General features: G+C 67.1%; 23 protein-coding genes. 10 read left to right on the top strand and 13 right to left on the bottom strand.

What is annotated here, in order from left to right:
- Window positions 1-3 precede the first annotated feature (3 nt).
- Window positions 4-393 (top strand): hypothetical protein, encoded by a 390-nt coding sequence (locus ACFTSF_RS20470; RefSeq protein ID WP_380155224.1) that lies wholly within the window; start codon window positions 4-6, stop codon window positions 391-393.
- Window positions 394-490: 97 nt separating this feature from the next.
- Here ACFTSF_RS20470 and ACFTSF_RS20465 read toward each other — a convergent pair whose 3' ends face one another.
- Complete coding sequence (locus ACFTSF_RS20465) at window positions 491-1,360, bottom strand: alpha/beta fold hydrolase (protein WP_380155223.1); 870 nt, start codon at window positions 1,358-1,360, stop codon at window positions 491-493.
- 102 nt (window positions 1,361-1,462) lie between these two features.
- On the opposite strand from ACFTSF_RS20465, the gene pruA reads away from it, so the two are divergent.
- Window positions 1,463-3,091 carry an L-glutamate gamma-semialdehyde dehydrogenase gene (gene pruA, locus ACFTSF_RS20460; protein ID WP_380155222.1) on the top strand — a complete coding sequence of 543 codons (1,629 nt, stop codon included), beginning with the start codon at window positions 1,463-1,465 and terminating at the stop codon, window positions 3,089-3,091.
- 93 nt (window positions 3,092-3,184) lie between these two features.
- A complete protein-coding gene (locus ACFTSF_RS20455; protein WP_380155221.1) occupies window positions 3,185-4,243 on the top strand; it encodes a hypothetical protein in 1,059 nt (352 codons plus the stop codon).
- On the opposite strand, the gene ACFTSF_RS20450 is transcribed toward ACFTSF_RS20455, so the two are convergent.
- Window positions 4,244-4,876, bottom strand: coding sequence for a TetR/AcrR family transcriptional regulator (locus ACFTSF_RS20450; protein ID WP_344157742.1), 633 nt, complete (start codon window positions 4,874-4,876; stop codon window positions 4,244-4,246).
- 139 nt (window positions 4,877-5,015) lie between these two features.
- On the opposite strand from ACFTSF_RS20450, the gene ACFTSF_RS20445 reads away from it, so the two are divergent.
- Window positions 5,016-5,858 carry an esterase/lipase family protein gene (locus tag ACFTSF_RS20445; protein ID WP_380155220.1) on the top strand — a complete coding sequence of 281 codons (843 nt, stop codon included), beginning with the start codon at window positions 5,016-5,018 and terminating at the stop codon, window positions 5,856-5,858.
- 3 nt (window positions 5,859-5,861) lie between these two features.
- Here ACFTSF_RS20445 and ACFTSF_RS20440 read toward each other — a convergent pair whose 3' ends face one another.
- The 7 genes from ACFTSF_RS20440 to ACFTSF_RS20410 all read right to left on the bottom strand — a co-directional run bounded on the left by ACFTSF_RS20440 (window position 5,862) and on the right by ACFTSF_RS20410 (window position 13,861).
- Window positions 5,862-6,047 (bottom strand): hypothetical protein, encoded by a 186-nt coding sequence (locus tag ACFTSF_RS20440; RefSeq protein WP_380155219.1) that lies wholly within the window; start codon window positions 6,045-6,047, stop codon window positions 5,862-5,864.
- Between the two features lie 80 nt (window positions 6,048-6,127).
- Complete coding sequence (locus ACFTSF_RS20435; RefSeq protein ID WP_344157751.1) at window positions 6,128-6,616, bottom strand: DUF2505 domain-containing protein; 489 nt, start codon at window positions 6,614-6,616, stop codon at window positions 6,128-6,130.
- A 48-nt stretch (window positions 6,617-6,664) separates the two neighbouring features.
- Window positions 6,665-10,183, bottom strand: coding sequence for a glycoside hydrolase domain-containing protein (locus ACFTSF_RS20430; protein ID WP_380155218.1), 3,519 nt, complete (start codon window positions 10,181-10,183; stop codon window positions 6,665-6,667).
- Window positions 10,184-10,254: 71 nt separating this feature from the next.
- A complete protein-coding gene (locus ACFTSF_RS20425; RefSeq protein ID WP_380155217.1) occupies window positions 10,255-11,415 on the bottom strand; it encodes an ROK family protein in 1,161 nt (386 codons plus the stop codon).
- 31 nt (window positions 11,416-11,446) lie between these two features.
- Entirely contained in the window at window positions 11,447-11,860 is a 414-nt protein-coding gene (locus ACFTSF_RS20420) for a hypothetical protein (protein ID WP_380155216.1), read from the bottom strand.
- 13 nt (window positions 11,861-11,873) lie between these two features.
- Window positions 11,874-13,331, bottom strand: a complete 1,458-nt coding sequence (locus ACFTSF_RS20415; protein ID WP_380155215.1) for a glycoside hydrolase family 76 protein — start codon at window positions 13,329-13,331, stop codon at window positions 11,874-11,876.
- 65 nt (window positions 13,332-13,396) lie between these two features.
- A complete protein-coding gene (locus ACFTSF_RS20410; protein WP_380155214.1) occupies window positions 13,397-13,861 on the bottom strand; it encodes a hypothetical protein in 465 nt (154 codons plus the stop codon).
- Window positions 13,862-13,943: 82 nt separating this feature from the next.
- Between ACFTSF_RS20410 and ACFTSF_RS20405 the strand changes: the two genes are divergently transcribed.
- From ACFTSF_RS20405 to ACFTSF_RS20380, 6 genes are all read left to right on the top strand, one after another.
- A complete protein-coding gene (locus ACFTSF_RS20405) occupies window positions 13,944-14,762 on the top strand; it encodes a tryptophan 2,3-dioxygenase family protein (protein ID WP_344157770.1) in 819 nt (272 codons plus the stop codon).
- A gap of 141 nt (window positions 14,763-14,903) precedes the next feature.
- Entirely contained in the window at window positions 14,904-15,170 is a 267-nt protein-coding gene (locus tag ACFTSF_RS20400) for a hypothetical protein (protein WP_380155213.1), read from the top strand.
- 100 nt (window positions 15,171-15,270) lie between these two features.
- Window positions 15,271-16,104: a hypothetical protein gene (locus tag ACFTSF_RS20395; protein WP_380155212.1), complete on the top strand. Its 834-nt coding sequence runs from the start codon at window positions 15,271-15,273 to the stop codon at window positions 16,102-16,104.
- A gap of 15 nt (window positions 16,105-16,119) precedes the next feature.
- A complete protein-coding gene (locus tag ACFTSF_RS20390; protein ID WP_380155211.1) occupies window positions 16,120-16,728 on the top strand; it encodes a hypothetical protein in 609 nt (202 codons plus the stop codon).
- 620 nt (window positions 16,729-17,348) lie between these two features.
- Window positions 17,349-18,032, top strand: a complete 684-nt coding sequence (locus ACFTSF_RS20385) for a response regulator transcription factor (protein WP_380155210.1) — start codon at window positions 17,349-17,351, stop codon at window positions 18,030-18,032.
- The gene (locus ACFTSF_RS20380) at window positions 18,032-19,324 is read left to right on the top strand and encodes a sensor histidine kinase (protein ID WP_380155209.1); all 1,293 of its coding nucleotides are present in this window, start codon (window positions 18,032-18,034) and stop codon (window positions 19,322-19,324) included. The genes ACFTSF_RS20385 and ACFTSF_RS20380 overlap by 1 nt, the downstream gene beginning before the upstream one ends.
- Window positions 19,325-19,352: 28 nt before the next feature.
- Here ACFTSF_RS20380 and ACFTSF_RS20375 read toward each other — a convergent pair whose 3' ends face one another.
- From ACFTSF_RS20375 to ACFTSF_RS20360, 4 genes are all read right to left on the bottom strand, one after another.
- Window positions 19,353-20,072, bottom strand: coding sequence for an anti-sigma factor domain-containing protein (locus tag ACFTSF_RS20375; RefSeq protein WP_380155208.1), 720 nt, complete (start codon window positions 20,070-20,072; stop codon window positions 19,353-19,355).
- Window positions 20,069-20,674: a sigma-70 family RNA polymerase sigma factor gene (locus ACFTSF_RS20370; RefSeq protein WP_380155207.1), complete on the bottom strand. Its 606-nt coding sequence runs from the start codon at window positions 20,672-20,674 to the stop codon at window positions 20,069-20,071. Before ACFTSF_RS20370 ends, ACFTSF_RS20375 begins: the two co-directional genes overlap by 4 nt.
- A gap of 36 nt (window positions 20,675-20,710) precedes the next feature.
- A complete protein-coding gene (locus ACFTSF_RS20365; RefSeq protein ID WP_344157789.1) occupies window positions 20,711-21,373 on the bottom strand; it encodes a fasciclin domain-containing protein in 663 nt (220 codons plus the stop codon).
- A gap of 80 nt (window positions 21,374-21,453) precedes the next feature.
- On the bottom strand, window positions 21,454-22,788 hold the full coding sequence (locus ACFTSF_RS20360) for a PLP-dependent aminotransferase family protein (RefSeq protein WP_380155206.1): 1,335 nt from the start codon (window positions 22,786-22,788) through the stop codon (window positions 21,454-21,456).
- Window positions 22,789-22,849 lie beyond the last annotated feature (61 nt).

Below are 22,849 nucleotides of genomic sequence, written 5' to 3'. Positions count from 1 at the left end.
GTAATGGATTACAAAGAATTGATTAGAAATGTCCGTGCCAGGCCGATCCTGTATGGATTGGATGAGTCCTACGGTTCTCTTCAGTCGTTCTTCCTTGGATGTGATGTCGGTAGTCGCGGCGAATTCTTGCTGGGTTTTCGCGAGTGGCTTATCGTCAAGACCGATGGAGGCAATAACCTGAGTTGGCCGGGCTTGGTTCAGCGTGTGCGGGCGAGCGCTGGTGAGTCGAGTGGCTATCGCGAACTGAGTGACACTGACGCGCTTCTTGCTCTGATTGACGAGTTCTTGGAGATAAGGCAGCAAGATGACGGTCACCTAAAGATATTTGCCCGCTATGCGGACTGGCTGCGCGAGCAGGCATGGTTCCGAGCCGAAATGCTTGACCTAGCCTGAGCTTTCTTGAGGTGGTCAACTGCACAACGCTGCGGGTCAGACGCAACCCCGCCGGCGGTGTTGCGGAACCCCGGTGGAGGTGCCGAGGGGCGAGGGTCTACGCCGCCTGCTCGGCGAACTTCAGTAGGCGGGCGTTTAGTTGGTCTGGGAATTCGCCCGACAACGCGTGCGTTGCTTCGGGCCAGATTTCGGTTTCGTTGTTCGGGATGAGCATTTGGGCTCGGCGGGCTGCTTCGTGGGGGTTGTGGGGGACTGTGCGGCCGCCTAGGAGGGCTAGGACGGGCATGCGGAGGCTGCGGAGGAGGGTGTCGTTGCCGTACTCGGGCATGGGGAGGGCCATGCGGTAGGTGTGCATGCCGGTGGTTAGGAGTTGGGAGATGGGGAGGGTCATGTCGGGGTTGCCGGAGACCCAGGCCAGGAAGCGGTCGCCCAAGGAATCCGGGAGGAACGGGAGTAGGGAGAGGCCGCCCAGCAAGAACTTTGGGGAGAAGCGGGCTAGGACGTGGGCGGGCTCGATTAGGGCGGCGGTGGCTACTCGGTTGGGGGTGTGGAGGGCTTGGTTGAAGACGAGCCAGCCGCCTCCGGAGACGCCGGCGAAGTGGGCGCGGTCGATGCCTAGCGCGTCCAGGACTTCGGTTAGCCAGGCGGCTTGGTCGGCGGAGGTGCGGATGGGGAGGGTTTGGATGCTTCGGCCGGGTTCGCCTAGGGAGTCGAGGGCGTAGACAGTGCGGGAGGCGGCCAACCCCGCCAGGTTCGGTTCCCACATGGCGGTGGTGGCGCCGCGGCCGTGCAACAACACGTACGGCGTTCCGGTGGCGGAGCCGAAGCGGTAGACGCGGACCTGGCCGAAGGTGGTTGGTATGTCGTGGACGGTCGGGGAGCCGGGGATGGCTGCGATCGTCGCGTCGTACAAGGACAGGTAGGACGCCTGGGCTTGTGCGTTTGTGAAGTGGCCTATTCCGCTCATGTGGTCGAACGTACCTGTCAGGTTCGTGGTCCGGGGTTGGTCGTGGCACCATGAGAGCGCCAGCTGAGATCCAGTAGAGCCGACCGAGGAGCGCCGCACCCCATGGATGCCGTCACTGCAGTCCCGACCCCTGTGAACGAGCCGGTGAAGGGCTATGCGCCCGGATCAGGCGAGCGGGCGAGTCTGGAGGCGAAGCTGAAGGAGTTCAACGCCGCGGGTGCGATTGACCTGACTTGCACGATCGGTGGCGAGCAGAGGCTCGGCGGCGGGGCCCCCATCCACGTTGTGCAGCCGCACAAGCATGCCCACGTTCTTGGAACTTTGGGCAACGCTACGGAGGCGGACGGGAAGGCGGCGGTGGACGCGGCGCTGGCCGCCGCGCCGAGCTGGCGGGCGCTGAGCTTCGACGACCGGGCGGCGATCTTCCTGAAGGCGGCCGATCTGCTGGCCGGGCCGTGGCGGGACACGCTGAATGCGGCGACCATGCTGGGGCAGTCGAAGACGGTGCAGCAGGCCGAGATCGACGCGGCTTGTGAGCTGATCGACTTCCTGCGGTTCAATGTCGCGTTCGCGCGCAACATCATCAACGACCAGCCGATCTCGAGCCCGGGGATCTGGAACCGGGTCGACTACCGGCCGCTCGAGGGGTTCGTCTACGCGATCACGCCGTTCAACTTCACCGCGATCGCCGGCAACCTGCCGACCGCGCCGGCGTTGATGGGTAACACCGTGGTGTGGAAGGCGTCGCCGACGCAGCAGTTCGCGGCGCATTGGACGATGCGGCTGTTCGAGGCCGCGGGGCTGCCGGCCGGTGTGATCAACCTGGTCACCGGTGACGGCATCGACGTCAGCAAGGCTGCGCTGACCCACCCGGACCTGGCCGGGATCCACTTCACCGGTTCGACGAAGACGTTCCAGTCGCTGTGGGCGACGGTCGGGACGAACATCGCGTCGTACAAGACCTACCCGCGGCTGGTCGGCGAGACCGGTGGCAAGGACTTCATCCTCGCGCACCCGTCGGCCGACCCGGCGGTGCTGAAGACCGCGATGGTTCGCGGTGCGTTCGAGTACCAGGGGCAGAAATGCTCGGCCGCGAGCCGCTCCTACGTGCCGCGCTCGGTCTGGAACCAGATCAAGGACGACATCATCGCCGAGACCGACTCGCTGACCCAGGGTGACGTCAGCGACCTGTCGAACTTCATCGGTGCCGTCATCGACGACCGGGCCTTCGCCAAGCACAAGGCGGCGCTGGACCGGGCCGCGGCGACCGACGCGATCCAGGTCGTTGCCGGTGGCACCTATGACGACTCGGAGGGGTACTTCGTCCGGCCGACGCTGCTGGTCTCCGCCGACCCGACCGACGAGATCTTCACCACCGAGTACTTCGGTCCGATCCTCGGCGTGCACGTGTACGACGACGCCGACTACTCGTCGGTGCTCAAGGGCATGGAGAATTCGGCGCCGTACGGTCTGACCGGCGCGGTCATCGCCCAGGACCGGTACGCGGTGGCCGAGGCGGCGGACTACCTGCGCTTCGCGGCCGGCAACTTCTACGTCAACGACAAGCCGACCGGTGCGGTCGTCGGCCAGCAGCCGTTCGGTGGCGCCCGCGCCTCCGGTACGAACGACAAGGCCGGCTCGATGTGGAACCTGATCCGCTGGGCCTCGCCGCGGTCGATGAAGGAGACCTTCGCCCCGCCGACCGACTACCGCTACCCGCACCAGGGCTGAGGCAGGCCCCGGGACACCCTGGAGTTCCTCAGGGATGTCCCGGGGATCTCTGCAAAGCGGAATCGACCGAGGCTGACGGAGCGTCTTCCAGATATGCATGAGACCGATCTGCACCTCGACCCCAACGAAGCGTCCGACCTGTGCCGCGTGTTCGGCCCCGACGAGCTGGCCCGGCGCGGGTGGGAGCGGGCGTTCGTGACGGTGCTCGACGAGGCAACGGCGGAGAACTCGATCGCCCTGCTCGCCCACACCGCCGGCGCGCCGCTCGATGAGGGCTGGACGGCAGTCCGCATCCCGGCCGACGCCGGTATCCACAACGGCAAGACCGAGGATGCCGAGGCCTGCGCTTCCCGCGACGGCTATGTGTACCTGGTCGGTTCCCAGTTCGGGAAGAAGCGCGGCCCGCTCAACGCCAAGCGTTCCTGGATCGCCCGTGTCAGCGAGGCCGAGATCGCCCGAGCATTGGACGACGTTACGCCGGCCGAGCTCGAGGTGGTCCGAATGCGTTTCGGTCTGCATCGGGCAATCAATGACGCGCTGGCCGGCCTGGACCTGATTCCGCTCGGCCCGCTCGGACAAGCGGCGTACGTCGACGCGACCATCGCCGCGGGTGAGCTCAAGGGCAAGCGCTGGCACGGCACGCTGCACGCGACCGACCACCCGGTCAACATCGAGGCGGCCGAGTTCACCGCCGACGGCAGGTTGCTGCTCGGCCTGCGCTATCCGGTCACCGCCGACGGCCATCCGATCCTCGTCGAGCTCGAGAACGTCGACGAGCTCTTCGCCGACCCGGACGCCGTACCGCGCTGTGGCCGCGCCTGGGTCATCCCCGACGCTGGCTCACCCGAGGCCCCGGTGGGCTTCCGCGCGCTCGACACCCGCGACGGACGCGAGTACGACGCGATCGTCGGCGACCTGGACGCGATCGGCAAGAACGCGACCGTGCTCGCCGATCATCCGGAAGGTGCCGTGGCGGAGTCCGAGCACATCCGCTTCACCCTCGACGAGGACGGCCCGGCCAACACGAAGGTCGTGCACCGGTTCGGCGACATCCGCCGCGTCGAAGGCGTTGCCGTCGACCACGCGGGCCACGCCCACTACGTCATCGACGAGGAAGGCCACGTCGCCCTCCGCACGCTGGTCTTCGAGTAACTACTTGGTGAGGCCGCGGCGGACGGTGATGTAGAAGGTGGTGAGGTCGTCGATGAGGGCTTCGATTTGTTGCTGGTTGGTGAGGTCGGCGTCCAGCAGCCAGTCGGAGATCAGGTCGAACATGCCGCCGACCAGGCCGATCGCCACTCCGTGCCGAACCGCGCGCAGATCCTCGGCCGGCGGGCCGTCGTACGCGTCCCAGAGCTGTTCGAGGAAGCCGGCCGCCCAACGGCGGTTGGTACGGCGTTCGCGCTCGACACTCTCCGAGATCCCGGACGCCATCCCGAACGTGACCCGGGTGATCTGTGGGTCGTCGACGAGCGCGTGCACGAAGGTCGCGAGCAGCCGCGGCGCCTCCTGCCGCTCGTTCCCGGTGGCTTGCCGCGCGGCCTCCACCATCCGCTCCTCGAGCCGGTCCGAGGTCCGGCGGAGCACCGCGACGTAACACTCCTCGCGACTCGTGAACAGCTCGTAGAAGCTCTTGGTCCCGATGTACGCCGTCGTGCAGATCTGCTCGATCGACGTACCGAGGTAGCCGTTGGCCGCGAACAGTTTGAGCGCTGCGTCGAGCAGTTGCTCGCGCCGCTCGGCCCGCCGCTGCTCCGCGTCCAAGCCCCGAATGGTCCTACTCATGCGCTGGACGTTACCCCCGCTTCCGGTTCTGTAACCAGCGGACCTGGTTTTGAACACGAGCTCTTGTCAAGAACCCGAAGACGTGCTCAACTCTCGGTTACCCGCCGGTCACCGAACGATACGTCACGGGGAGCACGCCATGTCCAATCGCCTCCTACGAACCCTTGCCGCGCTGGTGTCCGGCGCCGTGGTGACAACCGCCCTGGTTACCACGACGCCCGCCTCCGCGGCCGCCTGTACGCCGTCCTCCGCGCACCCGAACCCGGTCGTTCTCCTGCACGGCCTGGGCGGCAACGGCCCCGGCAACTTCTCCTACCTGGCGCCCTACCTCGCCGCGAAGGGCTACTGCACCTTCACGCTCACCTACGGCCAGGCGACGCCGGCGATTCCGGTCGGCGGCACGATCCCGATCGCCGAGTCGGCCGCGCAGATCGACGCCTTCATCCAGCAGGTCCGGCAGTCGACCGGTGCCGCCAAGGTCGACATCGTCGGCCACTCCGAGGGCGCTTTCCAGAGCATCTACGGCCCAAAGATCCGTGGGTACGCCGCTCACGTGGGCAAGGTGGTCGCGCTCGCACCGCCTACGCACGGGACCACTTTCGGCGGGTTGGTGAGTGTCGGCGACTACCTCGGCCTGCGGCCGCTGGTGGACCAGGTACTGCGTGATTTCGGCTGCCCGGCGTGTGATCAGCTGATCGTCGGTGGTTCAGCAGTTGACCAGCTAACCGCAGGACCGATTGCCCAGCCCGGCGTCAAGTACACGGTGATCGCCAGCCGGTTCGACCCGTTGGTCACCCCGCACGAGACGTCGTTCATCCGCGAGCCTGGTGTCGCCAACAAGTTCGTGCAGGACACCTGCCCGCTCGACCCAGTCGGTCACGTCGGGTTGGCGTTCGATCCGACCGTCGCCCAACTGGTGGCCAACGCACTCGACCCAGCACACGCAAAGCGCGTCGTCTGCTTCTTCGGACCGCCGGTCTAGGACTCAAGCGGAGCGGCCGAGCTCCTGCAGTGGCGGGTCCACGAGCAGCGCGTACCCGCAGGCCACGCAGATCAGCTCGGTCGTTTCGTCGTGGTCGTGATCAACGGCGTCGACGCGCTCGAACGGCATCGTGCCCGCGCAGATCACGCAGTACTGGGCGATGTCGGCGTACAGCTGCAGTTTCCGCATCCAGGCTCACCTCCAGGGAGCACTCACTCCACAGCGTGCCACTGCCGGATCGATTGACCCGGCAGCGACACACGAAGGTTCTACTTGGTCCAGTCCTGGCCGAGCTCGTGCTCCTTGACCAGACCCTTGCGGATGGCGTCGACCACGAACGGCTCGATCTTCTTGCCGATCAGCGGTACGGCGACCTTGACGTCCAGCACGATGCCCTGGGTGGTCTGAGCGCCGCCCGAGGTGATGTCCGCGGTGCCCTTGAGGCTGACCGGGGTGTTGGTGATCTCCCCGGCCACGTCGGCCTTCCGGGACCCGTCCGCGGCCGCGGCGTGCCAGGTCTCGGTCTGTACGACGGTCAGCGTCTGGCCGACGAACTTGCGGGCGATGTCCGGTACGTCGTCCGACGGCATCTCCCGGGTCACCTTGACGATCGTGTCACCGCCGGACTCGGTCACCTGCACGTCGTACGACAACGCGTTGGTCTTCTCGCAGGCCTGCTCACGGAACGTCTTGTCCGTGACGACTGCGAACACTTCCTCGGGCGTGGCGTCGTACGACGCGGACAGCTTCAGTTCCATCGGGCCATCATGGCATCACGCATCGGTCACCAACTAGCCGCAGGCATGTCACGCCCCCTGGATGTCAGCGCCGTGCCAGGGACCGATACCGGGAGCGTCCTGCCACCAGTGGCCGAGGCGGCCGGAGGTGAGGCGGGCGAAGTAGTGCAGGCGGCCGTCGGCGGACTGCGTCGTGGTGCCGTCTGCTGCGATGCCAGCGGTATCGATCACCGTGCTGTCCCATGGACCGCTGGCCGGGTGTCGCTGCCAGCCGTGGAAGGTGCGGTTGTCGGCGGTGCGGGCGAAGTACACCAGCTTGCCGGAGGCATCGAGCGCACTGACCGGATCCCCGGCGATGGTGACAGTGCTGTCCACCGGCAGACCGTCGTACCGCCACGGGCCGTTGCCTGGTGTGGACTGCCAGCCGTGCAGGATGCCGCCTGATGCCGTCCGGGCGTGGAAGGTGAGGCGTCCGGAGATCTCTTGTGACACTGCGGGGCGTCCCTCGATGAGTGCGACAGCGCCGTTCCCACCTTGCCGGATGACGTCCACGCCCCACTGGTCGTTGCCAGGGGCTTGCTCCCAGCCGTGCAGGAGCTCACCGTTGTGGCCGCGCACGAAGTACGTCAGCTTGCCGGACGGGTCCTGCACGCTGGCAGGGTCCCCGCTGACTGCGGCCCTGTTGCCGCTTAGGTCCAGGACATAGGCCGAAACCCACGTAGTTGCCCCGGGTGCAGTCTGACGGCCGCGGATCAGGTTCCCGGCGGTGGTGCGCGCGAAGTACGTCAGCTTGCCGGCAGCATCCAGTACGACGGCCGGCGTACCGGTCAGCGTTGTTCCGGAGTCCACCAAGGTGTGTGTCCAGGAGCCGTCCAGTCGACTCCACCGCAGTTGACCAGTCGGCGTCACGCCGAGCAGGTTCATCCGGGCGGCCGTGTCGACCGCACCGGCGACTACACCGGTGACTCCGGCCGCGACACTCGTGACATCCCAGCTGGTGCCGTTCTCCTGCGCGTAAGCGATCGCTCCGTCCGGGCGGACAGTCTGGACTGTCACTCGGCGGTCGGAGTCCTGCCGCGACCACGTACCCGGTGTCGGCAGGCCGGTCTTGCTGCGCAGGAACCGCACGCTGTCCAGGTACACCGTCAACGGCTCGTCCCCGCGACGGTCCACGCGGAGGTGGATGGAGGTGATGCGCGGGAGGTCGCTGATCAGTCCGGTCAGCGGTACGACGACCCGCTCCTGCTTGCGTGGTGCCAGATAGAACGGGTTGCCGCTGTCCAGATTCACGGGGTCGTGGAAGTCGCAGTACATGACGACGAGGTTGTCGGAGTCGTTGTAGATGTCGAAGGCAACCGCATCGAGCTGCGACCAGTCGTTGCGGCCGATCGACTGCTCAGGGTGCCCTTCGCGCTGCGTGTACAGGTAGACGCCGGACCACTGCGGATCGGCGGTCCGCGCGTTGAAGACCAGCTTGGCCGAATTGCCGCCGGTGGTCGGGTGCTGGTCGCTGAAGGTCGCGCTCGCCTCCTGAGTGACCAGGCGGGCCACGTCGGCCGGGCTCTCGAACGAGTTGATCACGATCTCGTGCGGAGTCGCCACCGGTGCGACCTGGAACGTGCGAGAGAAGTTGCTTCCGGCAACCGAAAGCTCGATCGTGGCTTCACCGGCCGGCAGGTCGAGGACGACGCGATGGGTCGCCGACGGTCCCTGGACGGCGACCGGCGTGCTGCTGACGCCGCCGATCCGGACCGCGGCGTCCTTGAGCGTGATCAGCTCGACCACCACGTGACCGGCCGTCGGCTTGTCGACGCGGACCAGGGCGGGCGTCGTACCGAACAGCTGGGCAATCTCGGCGCCGACCTGCGCGCGGATCCTGTGGAACAGCGCCGGATCGTCCCGGTACGGCGTCTGGCCGCCGTGCAGGATGTCGTGGTAGGAACCCAGTCCACGCTGAGGTTTCGGCACACCCCAGCTCGCCGCGAGCGCATCGGCCTTCCGGTCGTACAGGGCGAGGTACTCGAGGTCCTCGAAGCCCTCGCGCAGCCACTCCAGCCGGACGGTCCCGACCGGACCGTCGATGCCGACCGCGTTGCCCGGGTACATCAGGAAGCCGTCGCCGGGGGCGGTCTCCAACCCGTACGCGTTGGTCCAGCGATCGGCGGGCTCGTAACCCAGGGGGTGGATCCAGTGGCCGAACACCGTGCTCGACCAGTGCAGGTAGCCCTCAACGCCCAGATCGTGCTGGATCCATGGCAGCACCCGGTGCCCGACTCCGCTGTCGGCGATGAAGGTGCCCGGCAGTGGGTAGTGGTGACCGACCGCGTTGTACCACCAGACCAGATCGCCGCGTTCCTTGAGCTGGGCAACGATTCCGGGCAGCTCCGGCTTGGGGACGGTGATCACGAAACACCAGGCGCGGACGAAGTCGAGCAGCTTCTGCTCGGGCAGGTGTTCCAGCGTGAGGATGTGCGTCAGGTCGGGGGCGATCGCGCGGACCGTGTCGAACAGCTTGCGCACATTCGTGTACGCCGTCTCGTTCAGCGGCTCGTCGGCGTAGTAGCCGTAGGCACGGTCGAGGATGCCCTTGGCGCGCAGGCCGTCGACCACCTGCCGGAGTTTGTCCGCGTCGGTGTGGAAGCCGTTGTCGTTGTCGCCGGTCGTGTAGAGCGGGATGCGGTACCGGACGACGCGCGGGTCGTTCAGGTACTTATCGGCGCCGGCCAGGAACTCGGCGGGCTCCGGGTCCTGCCCCGGGCCGGGCGTCAGCAGGTCAGGTCGGCCCCCGACCTTGGGCTTCATCGGCAGCGGGATGTCGCTGGACAGCAGCCGGTTCTTCAGTTGGAACTCGTAGTACTTGCGCATCAACGGCTCGTGCCGGGCGTCGCCGTACGGGACGTCGTGCGCGCGGGCGACCTGCTGGTACCAGATCGACACTGCGGTCGCCGTGCTCCACTTCTCGGGGAGTTCGAAGTTCCAGACCTCGAGATCGATCGGTACGACGACGGGTGCGGTCCCGCCGGTGATGGTGAGTTCGCCGGTGTAGTGGCCGGCGGGTGCGCCCTTCGGGATGTTCACCGTGAACCAGATGCCCAGGTTGGCGTTGGTGCTCGCCGTGATGAGGCGGGTGCGCGGTAGCGGGACGAGCGCGTCGGGGTAGGTGCCGGGGCCCCATCCGCCCGCGCCTGGTGTGAGTCGGTCGACGGTGATGTAGCGCTGCTCGAAGACCTCGATCCCGGTCAGCTTTGCGCCGCCCGGTCCGGTGAGCTCGCTCGCGCTGACGCTGACGTTGGTGGTGCCACTGGTGGTCCGGATGATCACCTGGCCCGATTCGTACTCGTTCCGGGCAGCTTGAAGCCGGATGGTGTCTGTCGATGGTCCGAAGGGTCGGTCGCGCTTGATCTTGTCGGCGGGGGAGGGCAGCCAGATCGTGAGTGGTGCCGCGGTGGTGCCCAGGCCGGCCGCGGATGCGGTCTGCGAGAGGGGGAGGCTGGCGACGACTGCGCCTGCTCCCATCCAGCCGAGCAATTGCCGCCGACCAACCAGTTGGTTGGTAGCAGGGGAGCGACGCGGGGCGGTGTCGGACATCGGAGCTCCTTATTTATGACGGACTCCTTAGATATAAGGCCAGTCCGCCCTCCTGGCAACCAGCCTTCGACTCAGGTCGAAACCCTCGGTCGAGTGTGTGCCGGGAGCGGGCCCGGTCCTGAGCCGACGAGTGCGTCATCGACAAGCTCAGCCGCCGCGCAGAGAGCGCCGAGCACGGCGCAGTCGGCGCCGAGGGTGGAGGCTTCGAGCCGCGGCATCCGCAGGCAAAGCAGTTCGAGCTCCGAAGCGAGCAGGGGGAGCAGCAGATCGCCGTACGCCGCAAGTGAGCCGCCGAGGACGAGCACCTCAGGATCGAGGATCGACACCACCGCACCCGCGGTGTTCGCGAGCATCCGGATATACCGCCGGACCGCGGCCAGTGCCGCGGGGGACCCCTCGATCGCGGCATTCAACGTGTCGGCCACCGGATCCGACGTCGCGCCCGAAGCAGGTGCCACCCCGCTCAGCTGGAGGTACTCCATCGCGCCTTCCCACTTCAGCGCAGGAAACCGACTGAGATCACCCGCAACCCCACCAAACCCAGCGTGCGGACGCCCATTCACCACCAACCCAAGCCCAGTCCGCCGCCCCGCCTGCAACAACACCAAACTCTCCGGCCGCCCCGCGCCAAGCTTTTGTTCGGCTAGGGCGGCTAGGCGGCTGTCGTTGTCTACGGCGACCAGGGCGTTCGGGAGGGATTGGCGGAGGTGGGCGGCTAGGTCTACGCCTGTCCAGTCTGGGATTGCGGCCGACAACAGCACTCGTCCGTTGCCTACTCGGCCGGTGCTGCCGGCTACTACGCCCCAGATATCGTCGCGGGTGCGGTTGGTGTCGCGGAGGCAGTCGTTGATTGCTGCGTCCAGGAGCTTGAGGCGTTGTCGCGCTGGCACCTCGGGGATGGTGAAGCGGCGGGAGTGGGCTAGTGGACGACCGGTCAGGTCGGAGATCGCGACTCGGAGGTTGAAGGCACCGATGTCCGCGCCGATGAGCACACCCGCCGCGGCCCGGTACTCGTATCGAACCGCCGGCCGCCCGCGACCGCGCACAACAGGCGCAGCCTCGCTCAGCCAGCCGCTGGCGACGAGGTCGCGCGTGACCTCACCGACCGACGCCCGCGCCAGACCGGTCTCGCGCACCACCTCGGTCAGCGTGTCGGCACCCGCGCGAACCGCGGTCAGGATCGCCAGTTCGTTGATCCGCCGCAGCCCACCCAGATCCGTCCCACCACTCATGCCGCCGAATTATGCCGGAGACCAGCTCAAATCAATCCGAATTCATCCAGAACCACGTACTCAGCTTCGCTGGCACCCCAGCCGCCTGGAACCCGGCGAGCACCTTGGCCTGGTTGTCCTTCAAGGCCAGCCCGTCACCCAACACGCCCTCAGCGACCAACGAGGCCAACCCGCCGGCCAGCCGCTCCCGCGCCGGCCCCGCGATCCCTGGCGAGTACGCATCGGCCAGTACGTCGAGTACGGCGTACGGCGCCTGCACGCTGTAGCCGTACTCCCGCCCAGGGTCGCTACCAAGCGGCCCATAGTCGTAGAACTCGGTGAACACGATCCCCTCAGCACCGCGACTCGGGTCGACCAGCAGGGTCAGCCGGAAGATGCAGTCGGACTCCCGGTGGACTCGCAGCAGCGTCGCGCGCCACTGCGAGCCGTACTCTTCGATCTCCACCGGGCGAATGTTGTCAGACGGGCGCATTGAGCAGGTCGACCGCCGACTGCTGCCGAGCCCCATCCACCTTGTCGACCGGCCCGTACCAGCGCAGTCCGTACTGATCCATCGGTGTCCGATCCGCGGCGAACGCGCGATCCGCCTGCCGACGCAAGTACGTCGAGTAGGGGTGATCGGACAACGCGGTATTCAAAATAGTCAAAGACCGCGCATAGATCCCCTTGAACGACGGCCCGTCCCCACCGCAATCGCCACCCTCACACGGCTCCCGCAGAATGCCGTCGGACGTGTGCAACCCGGAAGCGGTCGTCGACGCATTGGCAAGCTGACGCGCAGTCGTCAAGTATGAAGAGTTGTTAGTTGCCTTCGACAACTCGACCAGTGCCGCGATCGGAACCCCCTGGTTGTAGGTCCAGGTGGTGTCCCCGTTGTTCTTGCATGTAGACAGGTTGATTCCATCGTTGACCAGGTTCGAACTGTTGATCATCCCGGTCTGCTGGAACCACGTCCATCCACTCTGCGCCCGCTGCAGATACGTCGTGTCCCCGGCGATCCGGTTGTGTAAAGCCGCGCTGAGCTGGATGTAGAGCGCGTTGGTGATCGCGTTCTTGTAGGTCTTCGCCTGACTCCACCAGACCCCGCCACCACAGACGTTGTCCCAGTACGCCGCCATGTGGTCGGCGTCGGCCCGAGCCGTCTGCAGATAGCGGGCTTCCCCCGTCAGGTCGTACGCCGCGATCCAGGTCAGACCCCACCAGCCGGTGTCGTCGATGTAGTCGTTGCGGAACTGCCCTTGCGCGGCGTTCAGGTTGAGGTCGTAGGTGCGGCCGATCGCGTACTTGTAGCTGTTCATGCCACTCACGCGAATGTTGTCGATGACCGCGTTCAGTGCGTTGGCCGAGTTCCACCAGCCGGTGGTCCGCCACAGTCCGGTCGACCGGTTGTAGTCCTGCATCAGCGCAGTCGCAGCCGCCGTACGGCGGTCCCAGGCGTTCCACGTCGTACGAGCCCAGGGGGAGCAGGTGATGTCGGGGCGGTCGCCGGCCTTGCCGCAGACGCGCAGTGCGCCGACGCCCTGGTTGGCCCAGTCGTCGACGTTGTACATCAGCGTCCGCCAGCCGGTCTGGCCGCTGGGGATCGCCGTCGCGCCGAGCTTGCTGCCGTCGCTCCAGCTGCGGCCGCCGTCCATCGAGCGGTCCAGCCAGACCTCGTCACCGGGGCTGCCGCCTTCGATCGTCCCCCAACCCATCGCGTCGGTGTCGTCGAAGTGCAACCGGAAGGTCCGGCCGAACAGCGTCGTCGAAACCGGCGAGCGGTCGCCGGGGGACAGCGCAGGGTCGCGGGCGTCGCAGTACTTGTTGCAGATCGTGGCTTGCGGCGCCAAGGGGACCTCCGGGGTCGCGGGCGCGGGCGCTGGGGCACCGAGTGGAGTGATGAGCAAGCTGAGACTGGAAACGATTCCACCGAACATCACGAAACTCCCTGGGGCGGTAGGGGGAGGCGGTGAACCGAAAGTAGGTGGCAGCTAACGCGACGTCAAGACATCAGCAGCAACGCGGCCAGCACGCAGGCGGTGAGCACCCCGGTGCCGGCCAGCGCGACCCGGCGGCCGCGCCGGCACCGCCGTACGATCGCGGTCCGGTCGAGGTCGATCGCGCACGGGTCGAAGTTCGCCGGGTCCGCAGGGGCGAAGACACTGCCCAGCCGCTCGAGCACCGGCCGCCGAGCCGCCTGCCGGGTCGCCTCCTGGACGACCCGGCGGCGCAGGAACTCACGGGGCTCCCGGTCCGGCACCGGCAGCCCCGGAGGTACGGCGTACTGGACGACCCGGTGCGCGGTCGCGATCCGCCGGGAGCGGCTGATCGACGGCGGCAGGATCAGGTAGGCCAGGCGGGCCAGCGACCGGTAGTCGTCCAGCAGCAACGCCTCGACCAACGGCTCTTCCCGCGTCGGTCCCTGAACCGGACCTGGGACCAGCGGGGTTCTGACCGTGGCTGACATGCAACTCCTTGTTTCGGCGTACCTCAGGTCCAACGAGCCAATGCCTGACCGGTCACGAACCGCCTGAGATAGCCTCAGCCACATGGCAGAAGAGGTGGTTACGGGGCGTTGGGGCGGGGTCGAGGTCAACTTCGGTGAAGAAGGTGGCCGGCTGACGTACGGCAGCTACCTGCGGTTACCGCAACTGCTCGACCAGCAGCGGCTGGAGTCGAATCCGCCCGCGCACGACGAGTTGCTGTTCATCACGATCCACCAGGTCTACGAACTGTGGTTCAAGCAGGTGCTGCACGAGCTGACCGCCTCCCGGGACGCGATGCTGAACGACGAGCTGTGGCTGGCCCAGCACCTGCTGCGCCGCGTGCACACCATCGAGCGCACCCTCACCCAGCAGGTCGACATCCTCGAGACGATGACCCCGCAGGACTTCGGCGAGTTCCGGCACCGGTTGTCACCGGCCAGCGGGTTCCAGTCGGTGCAGTTCCGCGAGATCGAGTTCCTGTCCGCCGCGAAGGACCCCTCCTTCGTACGGCGGTTCCGCGGGCTGACCGAGGCCGAAACCGCCCGCCTCGAGCGCCGGCTCGAAGAACCGAGCCTGTGGAACGCCTTCCTCGCCGTACTGGGGAAGGCTGGTTTCGAGACCGACTCCGACGATTCGATCAGCGACGCGCTCCGCAAGGTCGCCGGCGACCGCGCCCACTACGGCGCTGTCTGGGAGCTCGCCGAGGCACTCCTCCAGCACGACGAGCTCGCCGCCGCCTGGCGCGCCCGCCACGTCGTCATGGTCGAGCGCATGATCGGTACCAAGCCAGGTACCGGCGGGTCGTCCGGTGCCAACTACCTGCGCAGCCGGCTCGACCTTCGCTACTACCCGTTGCTGTGGGATCTACGCTCCAGCCTCTAGATCGACCCGGACAAGCTGTGTGAATCGACTTATCTGCTCGTATCGACCAGTTTACTTGGTCAATACGAGCAGATAACATCGGATGATGTTCGCTCGGCAAGGCTTGGAAGAAGCTCTCGAAACACTTGGCTTGGTGCTCGTGTGCAGGTGCTACGGTACGGCGCTTTGGAGGTCCACGTAGCGGGTCGTTTCGACATGATCTGCTTCAAGTTGTATGCCGCCGTCGATCACTCGGGCTATCGGAACAGCAAGCATCTTGACGACCTGCAGGCGCTGACGCCGAGCGCGGAAGAGTTGCTCGGGGCGGCGCGTTGGACTCGAACCCAGGATGGCTCCGACGGTTTCCGGGGTGAGTTGGCGAAGATCCTCGAGATGTTGGGGGTGACCGTCGACGATGCCGACCTCTAGGAAACGGCACAGCACGTTCGAAGAGCTCGAGATCGCCCTCCTGTGGGGAGCGTGGGTCGAGCTGGGGGTCTCGGGTTGGGACAAGACACACCGGGACTGGGTGGTCGATCCGGAGCCCTTGATCCTGCGTACTGCAGAGCTGGGTGATGCCGAACCACGACTGCGCGACGAGGCACTGGATTGGTGCATTCACTTCTGGCGGTATGTGTCCAAGGTCAGACTGAAGAATCTGCTGAAGGAGCGTAGCGATCGATCGCTCGTCGCTTGGGGCCGATTCGCGGCCACTGTCAACGAGCATTCCGGCGCTCACTGGCCAGGTTCAAGTCAGCCTTTCGCCTACCAGATCACCGGCCGGTCAACGCTTGCCTCGATGAAGCAGCCGTCTCGCGCATGGCTTCGGCTGCGCGCCACGTTCGGCGTCGGTGCCAGGACGGAGGTCTTGCGCTTCTTTCTCTCTGGATCGTCGCGAGCGAGTACGGCGCTCATCACCGCTGAGCTGGGCTATGCGAAGAGCAACGTGGTGGCGGAGTGTGAGTCGCTCGAGAAGGCCGGCGTGTTGCGGAGGGGGCGGATCGGAAACCGGTACTTCTACTCGCTGATGCGGCCGGATGCGCTCGCGGAGTTCGTGGGCGAGATTGCCGCGGTCCGACCTTCTTGGGCAGCCTTACTCGAGGTCACCTCGCTCTTGGTTCAGCTGGAGACGAAGGCCGAGACCGCCTCGCAGCGCGTGCTGGCGGTCGAGGCGCATCGTACGTATCGACTGCTCGATGACCTCCTGGACCGACTGGACATCGAGGAGCGGCCGATGCTGACTCGATCAGACGGGTATTGGACTGATATCCGTTCCTTCGCCGAACCGTTCCTGTCGGCATGGGCAAGCGGTCGATGGGATCCGAAGAGGCCGCCAACGACATTTGCGCGCCCCACCAACTAGCGGTAGGAGGATGCAGTGAAGCTCTACTCGCAGGTCGGTCGGCAGCGGTTCTGGCAGCTCTTCGGCGACCTGCTGCTGGTCGGATGGATCTACGTGTGCGTGAAGGTCGGCCTGCTGGTCTTCCGCATCACCAACGCCCTCGGCGCCCCAGGCCGCAAAACCGCCGAAGCCGGCGACGGCCTGGCCGGCGACCTCCGCCGCCTGTCCGAACCCATCGGCAAGGTCCCCGCCGTCGGCGACGAACTCCGCTCACCCATCGACGGCGCCGCCGCAGCCGCCGCCCGCCTCGCCCAAGCCGGCCGCGACCAGGCGCATGCGGTCGAACAACTCGCCTACGTCCTGGCCGCCGTCACCATCACCCTCCCTATCCTCTTCGCCGTCCTCATCTGGCTCCCACGCCGCCTCCGCTTCATCCGCCGCGCCACCGCCGCCCAACGCTTCATCGACAACGCCGCCGACCTGGACCTCTTCGCCCTCCGCGCCATGGCCAACCAGCCCATGCACAAACTCGCCCGCATCTCCGCGGACCCCGTAGCCGCCTGGCGAGAAGGCGACACCACAGTCATCCGCCAACTAGCCACCCTCGAACTCCGCACCACCGGCCTAAAACCCCCACCCGCCTAACCCCCACCCCACCCCATCCCTCTCGTCCCCCACCTCAGCGGGCAACCCCCGATCCGAGCGGTCATCCCTCCATCTGGGGGGTTGCCCATCGAGATTGGGGTGGGGGTGGTGGATCGGGGTGAGGTGGTGGGGCGGACCGCCGGCACTCACCAACTGCCCTCAGTGGCGCTCGCCACGCCTGAGCCGACCCCGCGAACGGGGTTAGTGAGTGGCACAGGTCCGCTCCAACCCGATGCAAGGCGTGCGGGTCCGACTCCCGCCGTACCCATGCCGTACGGTCTCGCGCCCACCGCCGCTGTCGTGCTCGCGACTACCACCGACGCTCACGCCCGCCTGCCCCGCCCTCGCCGTTCCGCGTCAGCGCCCGCCCCGCCACCGACGTTCCGCCCCCGCCACCGACGTTCCGCCCCGTCGTTCCGCGTCCGGCGCCGCCCCGGCTCTGGCGGTCCGCTTCTGCGCTCTCGGGCTGGTGGGCATTTGAGGGGATGTCCGTTCGACTTGACGGTTCTCCCCTCAAAACTTGAGGGGAGAAGGGGCTAGTTCGGCGGATATCCGTTCAAATGTCGTGGGGTGGGGGCGGTGGCGGGATCGGCGGGGGTGGGGTGGATACGCTCAGCGGTATGGCTCGGGTGTTGTTGGTAGAGGATGACGACGCGATTCGTACGTCGCTCTCGAAGGCTCTGACGGCGGTTGGGCATGTGGTGACGGCTGTTGGTGGGGGCGCGGAGGGGATTGCGGGGGTGGCGCGGGATCGGCCGGAGGTGGTTCTGCTGGATCTGGGGTTGCCGGATCTGGATGGGCGGGACGTGCTGGCGATGGTTCGTGCGGTGAGTGATGTGCCGGTGATTGTGGCGACTGCGCGGGATGATGACGCGAGTGTGGTGAAGCTGCTGGACGCCGGGGCTGACGACTATGTGATCAAGCCGTACAGCTCCGCTCAGATCGATGCCCGGATTCGCGCCGTACTGCGTCGTCTCGGCACCGACCAGCAGGACGTGACGGTGGATGTCGGGCCGCTGAAGATCGATCCGCGGAGTCGCGAGGTGACGCTCGACGGCAATCCGGTCGACCTGACCCGCAAGGAGTTCGACCTCCTGCTCGCCCTGTCCCGCAGGCCGGGAGCCGTGGTCAGCAAGCGGGAGTTGCTCGCGGAGGTCTGGGGTTTGCCGTGGGGTGGCGGCGACCGGACGGTCGACGTGCACCTGTCGTGGCTCAGGCGCAAGCTGGGTGAGACAGCCGCCGCGCCGCGTCTGCTGCACAGCGTCCGTGGGGTTGGCATCAAGCTCGCGGTTCTGGAGAGCTGATGAGGCGCCGGATCCTCCTGCTCTCGGTCGGCCTGACGATGCTGGTCGTGATCGGGTTCGCCGTACCGCTGATCATTCTCCTTCGCAGCGCGACGGCCGACGAGTCCAAGGAGAATGCCCGGTACCGCGCCGAGTCGGTGGCGTACTACGTCGGCGACAAAGACCACACCAAGGACGACATAGCGGCGTACCTCCAAGGCATGAAGGACGGGCCCGGCACGCTCTCGGTGCGCCTCGCCGACGGTACGACGCTCGGCCAGGCCCCGCCCGGCGGTGTCTCCGCGCCGAAACCCACGCCGACCGACTACAACGACGACCACAAAGGCCCGCCGGAGATCGGCGACCCCGACTACCGCGATGTGAACGGCGGCCTCGCCGTCGAGATCGACGTCGGCACACCTCAGGGCCCAGCCTCGGTTTGCCTGTACCTCACCGGCGACGAGCTGTACGACGGCCTGACGCCCCGCATCCTCGTCGTGGCCGGAGCCGGCCTACTCGTCCTGCTCCTCAGCATCGCCGGCGCCGAGCTCGTCTCCCGCCGCCTGGCCCGCCCGCTGGAAGAGACAGCCGGTACGGCGGAGCGCCTGGCCGGCGGCGATCTCGAAGCCCGCGCCCCGGTCACCGGACCGGTCGAGGTGGCGAAGGTCGGTGCGGCCCTGAACCGCCTTGCCGACCGCATCGACGAGGTCATCGCGGTCGAACGCGAGTCGGTGGCCGACCTGTCCCATCGGCTGCGCACGCCGTTGACCGCGCTACGGCTCCAGGTCGAGGCGCTCCCGGATCGCGAGCGTGCTGAGGAGCTCAACACCCAGGTCACCAGCCTGGAACGCACCCTAACCGCAATCATCAGCGCGGCTCGCCGACCGCAACGCGAGGGTCGGGTCCCGCACTGCGACGCCGTCCAGGTGACGCGCGACCGAGCAGCCTTCTGGGAACCGCTCTTCGAGGACCAAGGTCGTGAGCTCACCCTCGACCTGCCCGACCCGCCCGCGATGGTTCGCTCCGCCGCCGAAGACCTGGCCGCCGCCCTGGACGCCCTTGTCGAGAACGTCGTCGCCCACACCCCCGACGGCACGCCCGCCCGAATCACGTTGCTGCGGACAACCAACGCCGTACAAATCACCATCGCAGACGAGGGACCCGGCATCCCCCTGGGCGCGGGGGAGCGCGGCCGCAGCGACCGCGGTTCCTCCGGCCTGGGCCTAGACATAGCCCGCCGCTACGCCGAAACCACCGGCGGCCACCTCACCATCCGCCGCAACGAGGTAATCCTCACCCTCGCAACGCCCTAGGTCATCTCAACCTGGCACCTCGAGGCGCCTAGGTCATCTCGACGGCGGCGACCGGGGTCGTTGTGGGCTCAGGGGAGCCGCCGGTTGGCTCCTCGGTTAGACCGAACGTCGTCTGGCCGACGACGTTGCCTTGGACAACGGTCGCCAGGTCACCCGAGGTGAGACCGATCGAACGAGCCTTCTGGGACGCGTCCATCAGCCACAGTTGCCAGACCTTGCCACTGGGCGGCTTCCGCAGATCATGCAGTACGACGACCACCGCATCGGCCCGCGCGGACATCACCACCGTCGCCTGCCCGCCGCCGATGATCGCGCCGTGCGAGGTCTTCGCATCCGGCTGCGCAAGAACCGCCGCCATCTGCTCATTGGCCTCAACCGCCGCCCTCTTGTCGCGATACTGATCCACGGCAACCCCACCGACCCCGGCGATCACAAGGGCGGCCGCCGCCAAGGCGAACACCGACCGGCGGCTGAAACGACGCGCTGCCACGGCATCCGGCGTACCGGCAACGACCGGCGGCAATTGGCGGACGTTCTCGATCGCCCTCAGCACATTCGTCTTCAGGTGCAAGGGCGGTGTCGCCTCCACCTGGGTGGCGAGTTTGATCGCGGCCTCGCGGAGCTCGGCCACTTCCGCGGTGCAGAACTGACACTCGGCCAGATGAGCCTCGAAGCGGGTGCGCTCGTCGGCAGGCAGCGCGTCCAGGACATAAGGCCCGGTGAGCGTGTGATCGTCTGGTTCGGTCATGGCGTACCCCCTTTGCTGGTTCCGAGGCAGTCGCGGAGCCTGATCAGGCCGTCGCGCATCCGTGCTTTCACAGTAGGCAGTTTGGCGTCGAGTTGGTGGGCCACTTCCAGGTACGTGTAGCCGTTGTAATAGGCCAGTGTGATCGATTCTCGCTGCAGCTCGGTCAGCGTGCCGAGGCAGCGCCGTACCTGCTCAGCCTCGAGCCTGGTGGTCACAGTGTCGGAGACCTGGTCGAAGTCGACCTCGGCGTTCCGGGCACCGACCATCTCGGTCCGATCGCTCGCCGCCTGTTCGGAGCGAACCCGGTCGACCGCCCGCCGATGGGCGATGGTGAGGATCCACGAGTGCGCCGAGCCGCGGTCGGCGTCGAAGCGGCTGGCGGTTCGCCAGATGTCGATCATCACCTCCTGGGTCACCTCCTCCGACTGCGCCGGGTTGCGCAGAACCCGCCGTACAAGGCCGTAAACCCAAGGGCTGATCCGGTCGTAGAGCGTGCTGAACGCCGCGGTGTCGCCACCGGCGGTCCGCGCCAGCAAGTCGGCATCGGTGACCCCCGGCCGGGGTCCGTTGCCCGGCCAGGGGAGTGCGGTCGATTCGGTCACGCGTGGTTCCTCTGCTCAACCCTCATAGTGGCGTACTCAGGCGGCCGGCGGCATCAGGACGGTGTCGATCAGGTAGACGGTCGCGTTCGCCGTCTTCACGCCGCCGCAGATGACGTTGGCGTTGTTGACCTTCAGGTTCTGCCCCGAACCGGTGACGGTGACCTCCTGCTTCTCCGCCGTCGCGTGCTTGCCGACGACCGCCGTCGGGTCGAGCTGACCAGCCACCACGTGATAGGTCAGGATCTTGGTGAGCAGCGGCGCGTCGGCCTTGAGGGTGTTGATGGTCTTCGCGTCGATCTTCTTGAACGCGTCGTCGACCGGGGCGAACACGGTGAACTCGCCGCCGTTGAGCGTCGAGACCAGGTTGACCTTCGGGTTCAGCTTGCCGGAGACGGCGGCCACGAGGGTGGTCAGCAGCGGGTTGCCGGAGGCTGCGGTGGCGACCGGTACGGCGGCCATCCCGTCGACCGAACCGGCGCCGGTCGGGTTCGCCTTGGCGTAGGCCGCGCAGCCCGGGCCGACGAGGCCAGCCGCGTTGTCCATCGACGGCTCGCTGGAGGGCGCGCTGGTCGGCGCCGAGGTCGGCTGGGAGGCGGCCGGAGCGTCCGCCTTCTTGTCGTCACTGCCACACGCGGCGGTCGCCAGGACAAGGGCCAGAGCAGTCGCGGCGAGGCCGGCGCGAACGGTCGTACGAGACATGACGATCTCCTGAGGTGAGGGGTGTGAACGGTCTCGCTCACACCCAGCACTTCGGCGCCACCCCGAACTCGGATGGGTGGTCATCTCAGACCGTCTTGCTCGACCTCCTCCCGAACAGCCTGTACGGCGTGCTTCAGCTCCGCGAGCGATACCGAACCGATCGCCAACCGCAGTGCGTGCGGTACGGCGGCAGTCGTGGCAAACGGAGCCGCCGTGGAAACCGCAACCCGGCGCGCGGCCAGCGCAGCCACGATGCGATCCGGCCGCGTATCCGGCGGCAACGGCAACCAGCGCACGTACGACGAGGGGTGCCCGATCGACCGCAGTTCGCCCAACGCGGCCAGCGTGATGTCCTGCCGTTCGCGCGCATCCGCACGCTTCTGCACCTCGAGCCGATCGACCGTCCCGTCCTCGAGCCAGCGGCAGGCGATGGCCGCCGTCACGCCCGGCGTCTGCCAGGTCGTGGCCATGATGACGCGCTCGATCGCCGGGACCAGCGCCTCGGGGGCGACGACGTACCCGATCCGCAGACCGGTCGCGACGCTCTTCGACAACCCCGACACATAGACCGTCAGTTCGGGCGCGAGCATCGCCAGCGGCGGTGGCGCATCCTCGGCCAGATACGCGTACGACGCGTCCTCCACGACCGCCAATTCGTACCGCTGGGCGATCGCGATCAACCGATCGCGCGCTGATCGATCGATCACCCAGCCGAGCGGATTGTGCACCGTGGGTATCGCATAGAGACCCCGCACGCGTCGACGCCGACACAACTGCTCAAGCGCATCGAGATCGACACCATCAGCGCTAGCCGGGAGCGGAGCCAGCTCCAGACCGAGCGTGCGGGCCAGCACGATGAACCCCGGATAGGTGATCGCATCGACCGCGATCACGTCGCCCGGCTGGAACATCGCCATCGCCGCAACGGCCAGCCCGTGCTGAGCGCCGTTCACCATCAGCACCCGCTCCCGGCCGACCTGCAGCCCGCGCTGCCGCAGGTATCGCGCCACCGCCTCCCGGTCCTGCGGTCGACCTCGATGCGGCTGATAGCGCAGCAGGGACTCGAGATCTCCGGCCGCGGCCAGGTCCCGCAACGCCTGCCGCAGCAGGTCGGCCTGCCCCGGCACGGACGGCGAGTTGAAGCTCAGATCGATCGCATCGACAGCCACGGTTCGCTGGTCGAAGTGATCGATATCCATCGCGAGATCGCGGACGAACGTGCCGCGCCCCTGCTCGCTGCTCACCAACCCCATCGCACCGAGTTCGGCGTACACGCGCGACGCGGTCACCAGCGCGATCCCCTCGGCCGCAGCCAGCTCCCGATGCGTGGGCAGCCGCATCCCCGCGGGTCGGCGCCCGGTGCGGATCTCGTCCGCCAGTACGTCGACGACTCCCTTGTACTTCGGTGTCCGCATCACCGCATTGTATGCATGACAATTCTTGGATCGTCATGGATCAGTCGGCGTACCGTCCGAG

Origin of the sequence: Kribbella sp. NPDC056951 (genome assembly GCF_042674205.1) — a bacterium.
Taxonomy (GTDB): Bacteria; Actinomycetota; Actinomycetes; order Propionibacteriales; family Kribbellaceae; genus Kribbella; species Kribbella yunnanensis.
Note: the sequence above shows the minus strand (reverse complement) of the source record. Positions and strands in the feature narration are given on the sequence as shown.

Bases quoted from the DNA above. Each gene is read 5' to 3' on its own strand.
- ACFTSF_RS20375 (WP_380155208.1), bottom strand. From the start codon at position 20,072: ATGACCGAACCAGACGATCACACGCTCACCGGGCCTTATGTCCTGGAC.
- ACFTSF_RS20380 (WP_380155209.1), top strand. From the start codon at position 18,032: ATGAGGCGCCGGATCCTCCTGCTCTCGGTCGGCCTGACGATGCTGGTC.
- pruA (WP_380155222.1), top strand. From the start codon at position 1,463: ATGGATGCCGTCACTGCAGTCCCGACCCCTGTGAACGAGCCGGTGAAG.
- ACFTSF_RS20445 (WP_380155220.1), top strand. From the start codon at position 5,016: ATGTCCAATCGCCTCCTACGAACCCTTGCCGCGCTGGTGTCCGGCGCC.
- ACFTSF_RS20430 (WP_380155218.1), bottom strand. From the start codon at position 10,183: ATGTCCGACACCGCCCCGCGTCGCTCCCCTGCTACCAACCAACTGGTT.
- ACFTSF_RS20440 (WP_380155219.1), bottom strand. From the start codon at position 6,047: ATGCGGAAACTGCAGCTGTACGCCGACATCGCCCAGTACTGCGTGATC.
- ACFTSF_RS20365 (WP_344157789.1), bottom strand. From the start codon at position 21,373: ATGTCTCGTACGACCGTTCGCGCCGGCCTCGCCGCGACTGCTCTGGCC.
- ACFTSF_RS20410 (WP_380155214.1), bottom strand. From the start codon at position 13,861: ATGTCAGCCACGGTCAGAACCCCGCTGGTCCCAGGTCCGGTTCAGGGA.
- ACFTSF_RS20470 (WP_380155224.1), top strand. From the start codon at position 4: ATGGATTACAAAGAATTGATTAGAAATGTCCGTGCCAGGCCGATCCTG.
- ACFTSF_RS20415 (WP_380155215.1), bottom strand. From the start codon at position 13,331: ATGTTCGGTGGAATCGTTTCCAGTCTCAGCTTGCTCATCACTCCACTC.
- ACFTSF_RS20435 (WP_344157751.1), bottom strand. From the start codon at position 6,616: ATGGAACTGAAGCTGTCCGCGTCGTACGACGCCACGCCCGAGGAAGTG.
- ACFTSF_RS20425 (WP_380155217.1), bottom strand. From the start codon at position 11,415: ATGAGTGGTGGGACGGATCTGGGTGGGCTGCGGCGGATCAACGAACTG.
- ACFTSF_RS20465 (WP_380155223.1), bottom strand. From the start codon at position 1,360: ATGAGCGGAATAGGCCACTTCACAAACGCACAAGCCCAGGCGTCCTAC.
- ACFTSF_RS20455 (WP_380155221.1), top strand. From the start codon at position 3,185: ATGCATGAGACCGATCTGCACCTCGACCCCAACGAAGCGTCCGACCTG.
- ACFTSF_RS20360 (WP_380155206.1), bottom strand. From the start codon at position 22,788: ATGCGGACACCGAAGTACAAGGGAGTCGTCGACGTACTGGCGGACGAG.
- ACFTSF_RS20450 (WP_344157742.1), bottom strand. From the start codon at position 4,876: ATGAGTAGGACCATTCGGGGCTTGGACGCGGAGCAGCGGCGGGCCGAG.
- ACFTSF_RS20405 (WP_344157770.1), top strand. From the start codon at position 13,944: ATGGCAGAAGAGGTGGTTACGGGGCGTTGGGGCGGGGTCGAGGTCAAC.
- ACFTSF_RS20385 (WP_380155210.1), top strand. From the start codon at position 17,349: ATGGCTCGGGTGTTGTTGGTAGAGGATGACGACGCGATTCGTACGTCG.